The 13,020-nt window shown below is 42.9% G+C and carries 15 protein-coding genes; 1 reads left to right on the top strand and 14 read right to left on the bottom strand.

Annotated features, from left to right (window positions below; translation table 11 throughout):
* Positions 1-33: 33 nt before the first annotated feature.
* The 8 genes from ABLA85_RS00715 to gntX form a co-directional block, all read right to left on the bottom strand.
* Positions 34-396 carry a PRD domain-containing protein gene (locus ABLA85_RS00715; protein ID WP_367960607.1) on the bottom strand — a complete coding sequence of 121 codons (363 nt, stop codon included), beginning with the start codon at positions 394-396 and terminating at the stop codon, positions 34-36.
* A gap of 76 nt (positions 397-472) precedes the next feature.
* A complete protein-coding gene (gene yhfZ, locus ABLA85_RS00710; protein WP_367960469.1) occupies positions 473-1,381 on the bottom strand; it encodes a GntR family transcriptional regulator YhfZ in 909 nt (302 codons plus the stop codon).
* Positions 1,382-2,244: 863 nt separating this feature from the next.
* Positions 2,245-3,738 (bottom strand): glycerol-3-phosphate dehydrogenase, encoded by a 1,494-nt coding sequence (gene glpD / locus ABLA85_RS00705; protein WP_367960466.1) that lies wholly within the window; start codon positions 3,736-3,738, stop codon positions 2,245-2,247.
* Between the two features lie 308 nt (positions 3,739-4,046).
* On the bottom strand, positions 4,047-4,805 hold the full coding sequence (locus ABLA85_RS00700) for a DeoR/GlpR family transcriptional regulator (protein WP_367960463.1): 759 nt from the start codon (positions 4,803-4,805) through the stop codon (positions 4,047-4,049).
* 58 nt (positions 4,806-4,863) lie between these two features.
* Complete coding sequence (glpG, locus tag ABLA85_RS00695; protein WP_367960605.1) at positions 4,864-5,700, bottom strand: rhomboid family intramembrane serine protease GlpG; 837 nt, start codon at positions 5,698-5,700, stop codon at positions 4,864-4,866.
* Positions 5,701-5,841: 141 nt separating this feature from the next.
* Positions 5,842-6,165, bottom strand: a complete 324-nt coding sequence (gene glpE, locus ABLA85_RS00690) for a thiosulfate sulfurtransferase GlpE (RefSeq protein ID WP_367960460.1) — start codon at positions 6,163-6,165, stop codon at positions 5,842-5,844.
* A gap of 143 nt (positions 6,166-6,308) precedes the next feature.
* Positions 6,309-6,884: a Fe-S biogenesis protein NfuA gene (gene nfuA, locus ABLA85_RS00685; protein WP_038264683.1), complete on the bottom strand. Its 576-nt coding sequence runs from the start codon at positions 6,882-6,884 to the stop codon at positions 6,309-6,311.
* A gap of 59 nt (positions 6,885-6,943) precedes the next feature.
* The gene (gene gntX, locus ABLA85_RS00680; protein ID WP_367960457.1) at positions 6,944-7,627 is read right to left on the bottom strand and encodes a DNA utilization protein GntX; all 684 of its coding nucleotides are present in this window, start codon (positions 7,625-7,627) and stop codon (positions 6,944-6,946) included.
* A 53-nt stretch (positions 7,628-7,680) separates the two neighbouring features.
* Between gntX and bioH the strand changes: the two genes are divergently transcribed.
* On the top strand, positions 7,681-8,460 hold the full coding sequence (gene bioH / locus ABLA85_RS00675; protein ID WP_367960455.1) for a pimeloyl-ACP methyl ester esterase BioH: 780 nt from the start codon (positions 7,681-7,683) through the stop codon (positions 8,458-8,460).
* Positions 8,461-8,553: 93 nt separating this feature from the next.
* On the opposite strand, the gene ABLA85_RS00670 is transcribed toward bioH, so the two are convergent.
* The 6 genes from ABLA85_RS00670 to feoA form a co-directional block, all read right to left on the bottom strand.
* A complete protein-coding gene (locus ABLA85_RS00670) occupies positions 8,554-8,997 on the bottom strand; it encodes an OsmC family protein (RefSeq protein WP_323864871.1) in 444 nt (147 codons plus the stop codon).
* Between the two features lie 112 nt (positions 8,998-9,109).
* Complete coding sequence (locus ABLA85_RS00665) at positions 9,110-9,571, bottom strand: RES family NAD+ phosphorylase (protein WP_367960453.1); 462 nt, start codon at positions 9,569-9,571, stop codon at positions 9,110-9,112.
* The gene (locus ABLA85_RS00660; RefSeq protein WP_367960451.1) at positions 9,568-10,014 is read right to left on the bottom strand and encodes an antitoxin Xre/MbcA/ParS toxin-binding domain-containing protein; all 447 of its coding nucleotides are present in this window, start codon (positions 10,012-10,014) and stop codon (positions 9,568-9,570) included. Before ABLA85_RS00660 ends, ABLA85_RS00665 begins: the two co-directional genes overlap by 4 nt.
* A 103-nt stretch (positions 10,015-10,117) precedes the next feature.
* Positions 10,118-10,357, bottom strand: a complete 240-nt coding sequence (locus ABLA85_RS00655) for a FeoC-like transcriptional regulator (RefSeq protein WP_367960450.1) — start codon at positions 10,355-10,357, stop codon at positions 10,118-10,120.
* 8 nt (positions 10,358-10,365) lie between these two features.
* Positions 10,366-12,708 (bottom strand): Fe(2+) transporter permease subunit FeoB, encoded by a 2,343-nt coding sequence (feoB, locus tag ABLA85_RS00650; protein ID WP_367960603.1) that lies wholly within the window; start codon positions 12,706-12,708, stop codon positions 10,366-10,368.
* Between the two features lie 68 nt (positions 12,709-12,776).
* Positions 12,777-13,007 (bottom strand): ferrous iron transporter A, encoded by a 231-nt coding sequence (gene feoA, locus ABLA85_RS00645; protein ID WP_367960448.1) that lies wholly within the window; start codon positions 13,005-13,007, stop codon positions 12,777-12,779.
* Positions 13,008-13,020: the final 13 nt, after the last annotated feature.

Here is a 13,020-nt window from a genome sequence, read left to right as displayed (position 1 = left end):
TCATTTTTTTGAATATTTATAGTATAAAAAAGATCAATGAATTTTTGTTGCAAGTATTAAACCATATAAATTTATCAACAGGTAGCCTTCTTCATTAGGATGTAGGGTGAGTGTAAATTTCTCCAGCAGGGAATGATGAATTGTAAGTAATTGTGAGTAATATTCGGATCGCTCTATTTTTTCCAGAATTTCTTTTTCTATAGGGGAAACGATTTCGCCACGACGTGATCGCATGAAAGCACTTGCCATATGGGTAAGCGCCATTTCACCTTGTGGATGACGGACAGGGATCAACCAGATATCTTCCAGAATATGCACGACATCAAGCATGTTATCGTAGATATCTTTATCGATGACACCACCTTGCAACAGGATAGCTAACCGTTGTTCTACCATCACTTTTTGTTACACGTCAGAATTATTTTTTGGTTATTACTTGTTTTGATAGACGCTTACTATTGGTTAATAGAGGTCAATAAATGGGTTCGATTATACCCGCTACCACATTCTGTTGGTGAGTCAGCAGGGCATCTCTGTCAACCATAGTATGCAAAAGCTGTTGGATAGGAATATTATCCTTACGGGCAAGGATAACGGCTTCTGAAGCTTTGATAAAACACTCACTGTCGTCCGGAAGTTGGGTCATCAGGCCTTCTGCAATTAGCTCGTGACCTTGTCCGACATTCCAGATGGCCGCGTCGATGTGGCCTTTTTTGATTTGATTCAGACATTCATGATAAGAGACCTCGACCAGTTCAATTTCTTTTCCTGCAAAGTACTGCTTTGTCATTATTTTCTGGTCGGCTGAGGTACTGTCTAACCCTACGCGCCGGATGGATTCCATCTCGCCTTGACGAAAGATTAATCGATGCCTGTCTGTATAACTTTGTGTCCCTAGTGATAGCGCAATATAAATATCTTTAATTTCTGGGTGTTGCTCTGCGGCAAGTCTTGATGTTACTGCTAAGTCATAGACCCCATTCAGTAAACATTCAATGCGGATATCTGAACCTCGCATATGCGCAAAGTAAAAAGGAACTCCTGCACATAATGCTTTTAAACCACTGGCCAGACCCTCATAGGCACGGGTATAAGGAAGGGGCATTGCGCAGACCACATTGCCGATATCGGCGTATTCTAGCAATAATTTGTGGTTAATATGCGAGAGAAAACTGCCATTCCGACCACGACGCTTAATCCCAACTGCCTGTGATTGTTCGAGAGATTTTAATGCTGCCTGCATTAAACCTACGGACAACCCACACTCTTTTGCCAATAATTCTATGGTTTTCAGGCGGTTGCCACATTGTTCAGAGAGGAGATAACGAGCCAAAAATGATTGCGCAATCCCCTCTTTTTTAATGAATGTTTGACTCATCATTATAAGTTTTTATCCATTCTCGTTTATCTTCATAAATTTGAACATAAACCGCAACAAGCGAATTAAAGAAAAGGGAGTAATATCACAATTACAAAATAAATGAAAATTTAAAAAATAACAAAAACTAATATTATCAATATTTTGAAGATATATTTCAATTTTGTATTGAAGATATAAAAATAAGCACTATGGGAGAATATAGGGAAATTACTTGTTTCTCGCTTCTATGTCTGCTGTATTTTTCCACCTGGGTGGTGATTTTGGCTGCACTATTTGTCATCTTATGAATCAGTTTGATTGTATTTTGTTCTTTGTTCTACCGCAAAGTAATTAATTGGATGATTACATTTTTTATTTTAATCCTATTAAATTTTATTCTATTCTGCTGTAAGAAAAGACAAAGCACGTATATTTATTGTTCTAATTTTTTATTTTTGATGATCATGCTGATATAGCATAGGGTTATTATTAATGAAAATTACAGCAATGATGTACTAATCGAAATTAAAGATAAAAACGAGAAAAATAAAAACAGTAACTTTCTCCAATCATTTGGGATAACAGTTGCTTATCTTTTATTATTGCTTCCCTAATGGTTAACATAAGTTATCTCATATTGTCTTTTCAGCTTATTAATATCCTATTCATAGTGGTAAAAATGTACTGTCTGAACCATTAGTGGAATTAAATGGAAATTAAGGAATTTTAATAGAACATATTAATGATTGATTTCGAAACTTTATGATTTTTTGGGCGGGATGTTGAGTGAAAGTAGGCGTTTATGGTGGAAATAGAAAATGGCGATAAACGTTTATCGCCATTTTGCAAACATTTTAATGGGTCAGATTAAATCAATATTATGATTACGTTGACTTAACGTTCTGCGCCAACCAGTCAGTAATACGCTGTTTCTGTTCATCAGTCAGCCACATACCCAACTTGGTGCGACGCCAGATTGCATCATCCAACTGAGTGACCCACTCGTGTGCTACCAGATAACGCAGCTCGGCTTCGTACAGACCGTGACCGAAGAATTCGCCCAGATCTGCCAACTCGTTTGCACCATGCAGAATGATGTTGCTGTTGCTGCCGTAAGTACGGGCATAACGTCGGGCTACTCCTTCTGGCAGCCAATTATAGCGTTGACGCAGTAAACGTGCATATCCATCGCGGTCATAGCCTTCCAGCTCTCCGCCAGGCAGTTTGCCATTTTTAGTCCACGCTTTACCGGCGTTTGGATAATATTGTGCCAGTTTATCCATCGCGTGTTCGGCGAGTTTACGGTAAGTCGTTAGTTTACCACCGAAGACAGACAACAGTGGTGTTTGTCCCTGCTCATCTTGAACATCCAGCGTGTAATCACGGGTGATAGCCTGTGGTGAATCAGATTCATCATCACAGAGTGGACGCACACCGGAGTAAGTCCAGACCACATCAGTACGGCTAAGTTGCTTCTTGAAGTGATCATTATAAACTTTCAACAGATAATCGATTTCTTGATCGTCGATTTTAACTTCTTTTGGATCGCCTTTGTATTCAACGTCTGTTGTACCGATGATGGAGAATTCATCATTCCACGGGATCACAAACACGATACGGTTATCTTCGTTTTGCAGAATATAGGCCTGAGGCTCATCGTGAACGCGAGGTACAACGATGTGGCTGCCCTTGATCAGACGGATACCATAAGGGGATTTCAGTTTCAGGCCGTTATCAAAGAAGCTTTTAACCCACGGGCCAGTTGCGTTAACGAGACCTTTTGCCTGCCATATTTGCGTCTTACCCGTGGAGAGATCTTTGGCTTCCACCATCCAGTGGCCATTTTCCCGCCATGCGCGGGTAACTTGAGTGCGGGTACGGACTTCACCGCCATGTTTTTGGATTTCCTGTGCGTTCAGCACAACCAGACGGGCATCGTCAACCCAACAGTCAGAATATTCAAAGCCACGGGTAATGGAAGGTTTCAGAACTGAGTTTGTACCGAATTTCAGCCCCTTACTACCCGGCAAACTCACACGTTTGCCCAAATGATCGTAAAGGAACAGACCAATGCGGATCATCCAGGCCGGGCGCAAGTGTGGCTGGTGTGGAAGACGAAAACGCATAGGGAATGCAATGTGGGGAGCCAGTTTTAATAAGACTTCACGTTCTGCCAGTGCTTCACTGACTAGACGGAATTCATAATGTTCCAGATAGCGCAGGCCACCGTGGATCAGTTTGGAACTGGCTGATGACGTGGCACTGGCTAAGTCTTGGCCTTCTAACAGCAGGACAGAAAGTCCTCGGCCAGCAGCATCTGCCGCAATACCAACGCCGTTGATTCCGCCGCCAATAACAATTAAGTCTTTGGTTTCCATCGCATACCCTCTGAAATGTTCGAAACAGTTCTTTAATGTTCGTTTTCGCTCATGAATTGTAATCAAAAATTCATCAATCGCCAACTATTAACTAGGAAAAAAAATATTTACGTGATGCAGATAACAGATATTTATCTTATGTATAAGATTAATAAGGAAATTGATAGAAGCAAGTCAAAGGCAGAGAGTTAGGGTGAGGATACAAAGAAGAGGGGCTGAAATTATGAACGGGAGAAACGGGGGCTGAAATAGCCCGCCTGGTTTTTTTAGGCGGGGCATAAACAACTATAACTAACATGACCCCGGTTTTAACACAGTTCCAATTTAACGTTATATTGTTCGATGATTTTCTGGATGTTGGATGGTAGTGCTTTATCCGTGAACAGAAAATCGATCAGGTTCATATTACCGAGGTTAACCATGGCGCTGCGGCCAAATTTGGAATGATCTGCAACCAGCATGACGCAGCGCGAATTTTCGATAATTGCGCGTTTGGTTCGGACTTCATGATAATCGAACTCTAACAGAGAGCCATCAGAGTCAATGCCGCTAATACCGAGGATACCGAAATCAAGGCGGAATTGGGAGATGAAATCCAGCGTTGCTTCACCAATGATACCACCATCACGAGAACGTACTTCGCCACCAGCCAGAATCAGGCGAAAATCTTCTTTTCCCATGAGCAGGGTTGCAACATTAAGGTTGTTGGTGACAATGCGCAAATCCCGATGATCGATTAATGCGTGAGCCACCGCCTCCGGGGTGGTGCCAATATCAATGAATAGGGTTGCACCATTTGGGATCTGGGTGGCAACTTGCCGGGCAATGCGGGCTTTTTCATCTGACCACATAATTTTGCGATCATGATAAGCCGTGTTGACGGAGCTGGAGGGTAAAGCGGCACCACCGTGATGACGTTGGATCTTATTTTTGTCGGCCAATTCGTTCAAATCACGCCGGATTGTTTGTGGGCTGACGTCAAAGTGTTCGACCAGCTCTTCAGTGCTGACATAACCTTGAAGACGCACCAGCTCGATTATTGCATCATGTCGCTGTGTTTGCTTCACAACACTCCCCTAATGTTTTACCTAAATTAATTATAATTGACTGACTTTATTTGGAATATTATTCATTTTTTTGTTTGCGTAAATTGTCCCATAATCCCATTAATAACCCGATGATTAAGCCTGAAAAGTGGGCTGCATTGGCGATATTGAGCGAAAACATATTGAAATAGCCAACGAATAACCAAATAACCGAGATGGCGATAAGCCCTCTGGGAGCGCTGACTCCCTTTTCGGGAGACATTTCTCCTGTCAGCCAAACATAACTGAGCAGGGCATAGACTACACCGGAAAGCCCACCAAAATGCGATCCACTGAACAGCGATTGTGCCCAACCACTGAAAAAAGCAGAGACTATTGTTATTTCAATGAGTTTTGCTGTGTTAATATTTTTTTCAACCTGACTGCCGAAATACCACCAAAGCACTAAATTAAACAGGATATGTAGCAATGAAAAGTGCAGTAATATGGGGCTGATCCAGCGCCACAGTTCCAGATATTGCTCATTATTGGGCCATGCCAGCCAGCGCATAACCTCATTAATTCCAGTAAATTGCATCCAGAGATAAACCAGAATACAGAGCGCGATTATGGCGATAGTTAATGGGCCAGATTGGCTTTTCAGCGTGTTCCAGTTCAGGTTGTTATGGTATTGCAAAGGTGTGTTTGATTTACCTGTTTGCCAGCTAGCAGCTTGATAGCGTTCATTAAGCGGGTCACGGGCAAATGTGTTGAGTTCTTGTTCAACAAAATTTAATTGGCTTTCATCTTCCAGCCATAATTCAACCACATGCGGTTCATTGGCAGGACGCATGGTCAGATGAATACCCTGCGTCGCCATATAATCAATGAAGGCTTGAGCCAGTCTTGGGTTAGATATTGAAGTTACATGGATCATTGCGCGTTTTATCTGCCTTAAATTGGGGTTAATGGCACAGGAGCTTGTTGTGCAGAAACGGTCTGTACCGCAGTTAAAGACACTGAACTTAAAGACGCCATACGCCATAGTAAGCCATAGTAAATAGCAAAAGATTAAAACTTATTCAGAATAAACAGCATGAGGATAATCTTTTTTCCACTCTTCAAAGCCACCATTAACGCTGTATACCGTTTCGAAACCAATATTGATTAGGTACTGGGCAGCGCCCTGGCTGCTGTGCCCGTGATAACACATCACCATGACCGGTTGGTCAAAATCGGCTTCTTGCAGAAATTTATTGATAGTTTCATTCGTTAAATGAAATGCCCCTGTTACATGCCCTGCACGGAAACTTTGCGGATCACGGATATCCACCATCAGAGCGCTTTTATCGAGCCAGTTTTGGTAGGCTTGTTCAGAGCTTATTGTTTGAAAATGATCCATAAATACTCAATGTTATTTCTTAAATTTTCATTTTAAGGAGTTAGTTTCTTAATAATCTTATTTCATAACTCTACAGCCTTCCCAATTTTGGTATTGGGAAGGCATGACCAAGCGAGCAGAAGTACTAAAAACAGAAAATAAAATTAGTAGTAAGAGTGTTCGCCACGCTGATGTTCGGTCAAGTCTTTGACGCCTTTCAGTTCAGGGAACATTTGTAACAACTGTTTTTCAATCCCTTCTTTCAGGGTGACATCGACCATAGAACAACCGTTGCAACCACCACCAAATTGCAGGATGGCATAACCATCATCGGTGATTTCCATCAGACTGACACGGCCACCATGACCTGCGAGTTGAGGATTGATCTGTGATTGCAGGAGATATTCAACGCGCTCAATCAGTGGTGCATCATCTGCCACTTTACGCATTTTGGCGTTTGGTGCTTTCAGGGTCAGTTGGGAGCCAAGTTGGTCAGTCACAAAATCAATGACAGCCTCTTCCAGAAAAGGAGCGCTGACTTCATCAACATAGGCAGAAAGTTTGTCAAATTTTAATTCGGTATCAGTGGCTTCAACAGCATCAGGTGGGCAATAGGAAACACCGCATTCCGCAGTCGGTGTTCCTGGATTAATGACAAAAACGCGGATTTGTGTACCCGGTTCTTGATTTGCCAGTAGCTTGGCAAAGTGCGCTTGCGCTGCTTCAGTAATATTAATCATGTCATTTGCTCAATAGTTGACTGTTCTAGTTGGTTATAATACGCCCATTCATGAAGGAACTACAAGGTTCGGCATATTGCCCACGCTTGCACGGAGCAGGCACCCGCACGAATTAACAACTGTGTGGTTTCGTGCAGAGTTGTGCCTGTGGTGATCACATCATCGAAAATGGCGACATGTTGATCCGTAAAATTGCCGCGCAATTGAAAGGCATGCTTAAGATTGGTTTTCCTTTGGGCGGCAGATAAGCCCTGTTGTGTGAGTGTAGCACGTGTGCGTTGTAAAATATTGGGTTGATATTGGCATTGCAACCAGCGTGCTAAAGGGTTGATGATAAGTTCAACCTGGTCAAACCCTCGTCGCCAGCGTTTCTGATGGTGCAAGGGAATGCCCAGGATATAATCCGGCTTGCTCCAAAGGCCTTCACGATAACCTTGCAACCAATGCAGAAGAAACAGACGAGCCAATACTGTCGCTATTTGTGGTGAGCCATAATATTTGTAGCGACGGATAAGCTGGTTCAACGGTGGAACGTAATCAGTAACAGCGATAAGCCGTTGCCATGGAGGTGGATTTTTTAGGCAGCGGCCACAGAGGAAATCACTGGTTTCGGCAGGTAACGCACAACGCGGACAAACACGTTCTAATCGTTTTAGTCCCTGGTTGCAGATATGGCAGATTCCATGATGGGCAAAATACAAATTTTGATGGCATAGCCAACAGTATCCAACCATTGTTAGCATAGTTTTCTTCCTTGATGAAAAATCCCTGATGACAAATAAAGGTGAGAATAACAATGAGTAAGTTATTTTGGCAGACTTTAGGTGAAGTTCCTCGTGATATTGTGATGCTGCATGGATGGGGGCTGAATGCTGAAGTTTGGCGTTCAGTGGAAACGCGACTGGCTTCGCATTTTCGTTTACATTTAGTGGACTTGCCGGGATATGGCCGCAGTCAGCCGTATCCGGCTATGACACTGAAAGAGATGGCTGAGACAGTGTGGCAACAGGCACCAGAAAATGCCTTGTGGCTTGGATGGTCGTTGGGAGGATTAGTTGCTAGTCAGGTTGCGTTAGATCACCCTGAACAAGTGGCCGGATTAATCACAGTGGCATCTTCCCCAAAATTCAGTGAAGACGGGGATTGGCCGGGAATCAAACCCACTGTTCTGAGTGCTTTCAAACACCAACTGAGCGAAGATTTCCAGAAAACTATTGAGCGTTTTCTGGCACTGCAAACGTTGGGAACAGATAGTGCGCGTCAGGATGCTCGTTTACTGAAATCGGTGGTATTGAACCAACCGATGCCAACCGTGGAAGTACTCAATGCAGGGTTGGAAATTCTGCGCACAGAGGATTTGAGGGCTGAATTGGCACAGCTTCAATTACCTTTCTTACGCATCTATGGCTATCTTGATGGTTTAGTGCCGCGTAAGATTGCTGCATTACTTGATAGTCAGTGGTCGCATACACGCTCTGTCACTATGCGCAATGCGGCTCATGCACCATTTATTTCTCATCCTGATGAATTTGTGGATTTATTGATAGATTTTGTGGATGGTGAAATGGTTTATTGATAATGACTCAACATAGTAATTACTCATAATTACATATAAAAATTACCCATAACAACAAAGTATGGGTAATAAATATGACGGGGAATTGCTCATTTATCTGACAGGATAAATTTCAGTTACAATTTCCGGCGTATTGACGATAGTATCGAGTATAGGGCAATTACTTTCTACAAACTGAATAAAGTCGCGAATTTCTTGGTCAGTATTATCTGCCTTTATATAATATTTTGACGTGATTTTGGAAAAACCGATTTTGGCATTTTTATTTTTACCGGTGAAACCGTCAGTATCTAATTCGCCTTCCATTTTTATCTGAATATCGATTAAATTGATTTTATGTTTGCGAGCAAAACTTTTCGCGACAATACACTGACAGGCTCCGAAAGCTGAAAGAAGTGCTTCTACAGGGTTCATGGCTTCATCTGTTCCACCCAGATTTTTGGGTTCATCCACATGAAAGGTAAAACCTCGTGATGAACACTTCATTTTCAGGTGACCAGCAGATTCTATTGTTGCAGCAAATAACTCTTTAGGCATATTAGTATCCTCAGGTTATTAATAATAATGATAAAACTGCATATGTAATAATAAGAAAACGGTTTTTATTTTTCAATTTATCACAATAGATAAATGAATTACCGTGCTGTTGTTAACGAATTAGACGTTGGTCGAATGTAAAGTCTAATTCTTTAACGGATTCAATAGACTTGGAAAATTTAGGATGGTTTGGGTTAATAATGGCGTTGTTTTCGTAAGGAACGATACAAGAAGGAATTATCAGGGCGAGATTTTCTGCCGCACTTAGCCAGCCACTACCTATATCCATGGTTGAAACCGGTGCGGGATCACGCCTCCAGTTATCAGGAAGATAGCTGTGATCGAGGTAATCCACATTTTTATCTGCTAATTCAATAGAAAATAGCTGGTATTCTTCAAGAAGGCTTTCTTTTGAGGTGTGGACATACAGTTCTAGTATAGCAAGGGCGATGGAGCTGGACACATAGACAGCATGGTATCCCTTATGATTCCAGCGCCCACCAAATCTTTTGGCCCCATATCCCGTCCATGCTTCGTTGGCATGAATGGATTTTACTAATCGGTAAAAAATCATGCAATAACACCATGTTCCAGACGGCCAATGAGATCCATCACTTCAAGAGCCCCACTTTCTGTTGAGATAAGGGAAATCGGTGCAATATTACCTAACCCTTTAACAGGCTCCTTAAGCCAATGATAGGCCGCTTCTTTATCGCCATTGAAGAAATTGATGGCTGCATCAAACACGCGAACCAAACGAGCTATACGTTCGCTTTCATCAGGTGAAAATGGGCGACTAGAACTTTTACGACGTGCAACATTACGTTCATTGATACCAGCAATGCGAAGAATATCGGCTTTAGATATTTCTGAGTCTCGATGAAGATTGTCCAGCACATCAAGTGGTAATCCAGCTTGTAAGGTTTCGATCAGATCACTTCCCCGGTTTGCTGGTAGTCCTACAGAGCGCCAGAGAGCTTTCTTACCGACCGTATCATTTGGTACATAGATTCTCATAAATCACTCCCAAAAATGACAAATGTCATAAAAAATATATGACATTTGTCTATCTTAAGCAAGCTGCTTAAGTATTCTTAACGAGGGAAATATGAGATATAGTTTAATCTTTTATCACTAATTGGTACGCCTTAATGTCGCATTTTTGTGTTTCCGGGCACTGCTTACAGCCACCACTCAGGCAGGAGGAAATATCCACTTCCTCCAATTTACCCATTATCACCAGTTGCTTGAGCATGGCTTCTACTATGGACTGTGGTGCTGAAAGCTGATGGCTCAACGATCTAACATCGGTACGTCCATTAAGGGCAACGGTATCCCGGACTTGCAACAGGCTAATCATAATGGCTCCTAGTGACAGCTACCGCCGGAACATTCGCAGCTTCGGTCTTTGGTGCTGTGGTCTTTGGTACTGTGGTTTTTGGTACTATTAAGTGCAATTGTGACTTTGCTGCGTGCGTGACGTAAGCCAATAAAGACAAATATATTAAATAGAATGACAGCCAAAATAGTGAGCAAGCTGCTTTGCGGATGTGCAGAAAACGTCGCGACCTGATAGAACAGCGCAGACAGAGAATAGGCGACGTTTAATCCCCATAGAATGGAAAAAGTCATCCAGCCACGGCTGGTCTCACGGGCAATAGCTCCCATTACAGAAACACAGGGAACGTATAACAGAACGAAAATCAGGTAGCTATAGGCTGCGATAGTTGAACCAAATTTAACGCTCATCACTCCCATAGAACTACTGTCCATATCGCCATCGCCTTTGCTGGCTTCAATCGGGTTAGACAAGGCACTGAGAGTCAATGCTTCTTTCAAACTATCCCATGTTTCTGTCACTGCACCTTTCAGCTCATCCAGCAAATTAAATTCATCCGGATTGAATGGTTGTTTAGTGATATTTTCAGCGGTATAAAGCGTATTCAGTGTACCGACAACGACTTCTTTTGCCATTGCTCCCGTAATCAGGCCGACAGTTGCCTGCCAGTTCTCAGCATGTACACCGATAGGCTGAAGGATCGGAGTGATGACTTTACTAACAGATGCCAGAGCAGATTCGTTGATATTGTCCACGGCCTTGCCAGAGAAAGAAAAGCTATTAAGAGCGCCGATAAATATACTAGCGGCGACAATCACTTTACCTGCACGGATCACAAATCCTTTCAGACGCTGCCAGGTTTGGATTAGCAGAGTTTTGGCGTGGGGAACATGGTATACCGGCAGCTCCATGACAAAAGGTGATGCTTCACCCCGCATTATGGTGAATTTGAGCAGCAAGCCTGTCAGGATAGCAACAACAATACCGAGGATATACAGAGAAAAGACAATACTTGCGCCCTGTTTATTAAAGAAGGCTGCAGCAAAGACGGCGAAAATAGCCAGCCGTGCACCACAGGACATAAATGGTGCCATCATGATAGTAATCAGTCTTTCACGTGGAGCATCCAGCGTTCTGGAACCCATCACGGCAGGGACGTTACAACCGAAGCCAACAATCAGTGGGACGAAGGATTTACCCGGCAATCCCAAAGATTGCATCAACCTGTCCATCACAAATGCTGCCCGGGCCATATAGCCAGAGTCTTCAAGGAAAGAAAGAAACAGGTACATCATGCCGATCTGCGGAACCAATGGCAGCATGGTATTGATACCACCTCCGATACCCTGCGCAAGGAAAATCGTCAGCCAGCCGGGGAAGTGGAGTGTATGGCCGAGCCACTGCATACCATCGATGAAAATAGCAGAAGAAGCACCATCAAAGATAGGTTGTAAGGCACCACCAATATTAATCGCCAATACGAACATGAGGTACATGACAAACAGAAAGATAGGTACACCTAGCCAGCGATTGAGGATAACTCTGTCCATCGTCTGAGTCAGCTTATTGGGGATTGCGGAGTGGATATCAGTGACTGCCAGACACAGTGTGTTAATCGTTTGGTAACGGGCGTCAGCAATAATAAGTTCCGGCTCATCAATATGCTGTTGTTGCAGGCGGGTTTTACTTTCAGTCAGTTGCTCCTGAGTCAGGCCCGAACGTGTAAAGCTGTAAATATCTCCTTCCAGTACTTGTAAGCTGAGCCAACGACGTTGTTGTGGATTGAATTTCTCTGAGATCTGGCCGGCGAGAAGATCGACCTCCTGCAATAAGGTCTTGGGGTAATCAACCAACACCGGCCGAAGAGTTTGTTGATATTGGTCAATGGCATCTTTCAGCGCGTCTATCCCTGTAGAACGGGTAGAAATGAGTGGGATAACCGGACAGCCAAGGCGTTGTTCCAGTGCCGCGATATCAATGTTGATATGTTGGCTTTTGGCGATGTCCAACATGTTCAGGGCAATAATACAGGGAATGCCTAGCTCGATAAGTTGCAACGAAAGATAGAGATTACGTTCCAGATTCGAAGCATCAACGACGTTGATAAACATATCAGCTTCACTACTCAGTATGTAGTGGCAAGCAATTTGCTCGTCAATCGAAGTCTGTTCAGAAATGGTCGTAAGAGAATAAGTACCGGGAAGGTCTACAAGATCTATCTGATGATTTTGGGTGGAAAAATACCCGGTTTTACGTTCAACTGTAACCCCAGACCAGTTACCGACTCTTTGTCGGGAGCCTGTAAGTTGGTTAAATAAAGTGGTTTTCCCAGAGTTGGGATTACCGATCAAACCTATAGTTAATTGCTTCATCATACTTTTTACTGATTAGGAATATTGCACGTCATTACATTCCGTTTGGAGTGTACTGAACTTAGACTTCATTCTGCTGAATTTACTGCTAATGTAAGGAATGCTAAGTCTTTTTTACGGAGGATAAGATTGACTCTGCGTGTTTCTATTTGAATGGGATCGCCCAAAGGTGCTACCCGGATGACCTGAAATGTGGAGCCGGGCAACATTCCCAGAGACAATAACTTCTGTCTGTATGCTGGATTTATCTGTGGAAAGAATCCCAGAATTTTATAGCTTTGATTTGGAGTCAATAACATATAACATTCCGTC

This window comes from Xenorhabdus sp. SGI246 (assembly GCF_040838225.1).
In the GTDB taxonomy this organism is placed as follows: domain Bacteria; phylum Pseudomonadota; class Gammaproteobacteria; order Enterobacterales; family Enterobacteriaceae; genus Xenorhabdus; species Xenorhabdus indica.
Note: the sequence above shows the minus strand (reverse complement) of the source record. Positions and strands in the feature narration are given on the sequence as shown.

Bases quoted from the DNA above. Each gene is read 5' to 3' on its own strand.
- glpD (WP_367960466.1), bottom strand. From the start codon at position 3,738: ATGGAAACCAAAGACTTAATTGTTATTGGCGGCGGAATCAACGGCGTT.
- ABLA85_RS00655 (WP_367960450.1), bottom strand. From the start codon at position 10,357: ATGATTAGCCTGTTGCAAGTCCGGGATACCGTTGCCCTTAATGGACGT.
- ABLA85_RS00715 (WP_367960607.1), bottom strand. From the start codon at position 396: ATGGTAGAACAACGGTTAGCTATCCTGTTGCAAGGTGGTGTCATCGAT.
- glpG (WP_367960605.1), bottom strand. From the start codon at position 5,700: ATGATCCATGTAACTTCAATATCTAACCCAAGACTGGCTCAAGCCTTC.
- feoA (WP_367960448.1), bottom strand. From the start codon at position 13,007: ATGTTATTGACTCCAAATCAAAGCTATAAAATTCTGGGATTCTTTCCA.
- ABLA85_RS00670 (WP_323864871.1), bottom strand. From the start codon at position 8,997: ATGCCTAAAGAGTTATTTGCTGCAACAATAGAATCTGCTGGTCACCTG.
- nfuA (WP_038264683.1), bottom strand. From the start codon at position 6,884: ATGATTAATATTACTGAAGCAGCGCAAGCGCACTTTGCCAAGCTACTG.
- gntX (WP_367960457.1), bottom strand. From the start codon at position 7,627: ATGCTAACAATGGTTGGATACTGTTGGCTATGCCATCAAAATTTGTAT.
- ABLA85_RS00665 (WP_367960453.1), bottom strand. From the start codon at position 9,571: ATGATTTTTTACCGATTAGTAAAATCCATTCATGCCAACGAAGCATGG.
- yhfZ (WP_367960469.1), bottom strand. From the start codon at position 1,381: ATGATGAGTCAAACATTCATTAAAAAAGAGGGGATTGCGCAATCATTT.
- glpE (WP_367960460.1), bottom strand. From the start codon at position 6,165: ATGGATCATTTTCAAACAATAAGCTCTGAACAAGCCTACCAAAACTGG.
- bioH (WP_367960455.1), top strand. From the start codon at position 7,681: ATGAGTAAGTTATTTTGGCAGACTTTAGGTGAAGTTCCTCGTGATATT.
- feoB (WP_367960603.1), bottom strand. From the start codon at position 12,708: ATGAAGCAATTAACTATAGGTTTGATCGGTAATCCCAACTCTGGGAAA.
- ABLA85_RS00660 (WP_367960451.1), bottom strand. From the start codon at position 10,014: ATGAGAATCTATGTACCAAATGATACGGTCGGTAAGAAAGCTCTCTGG.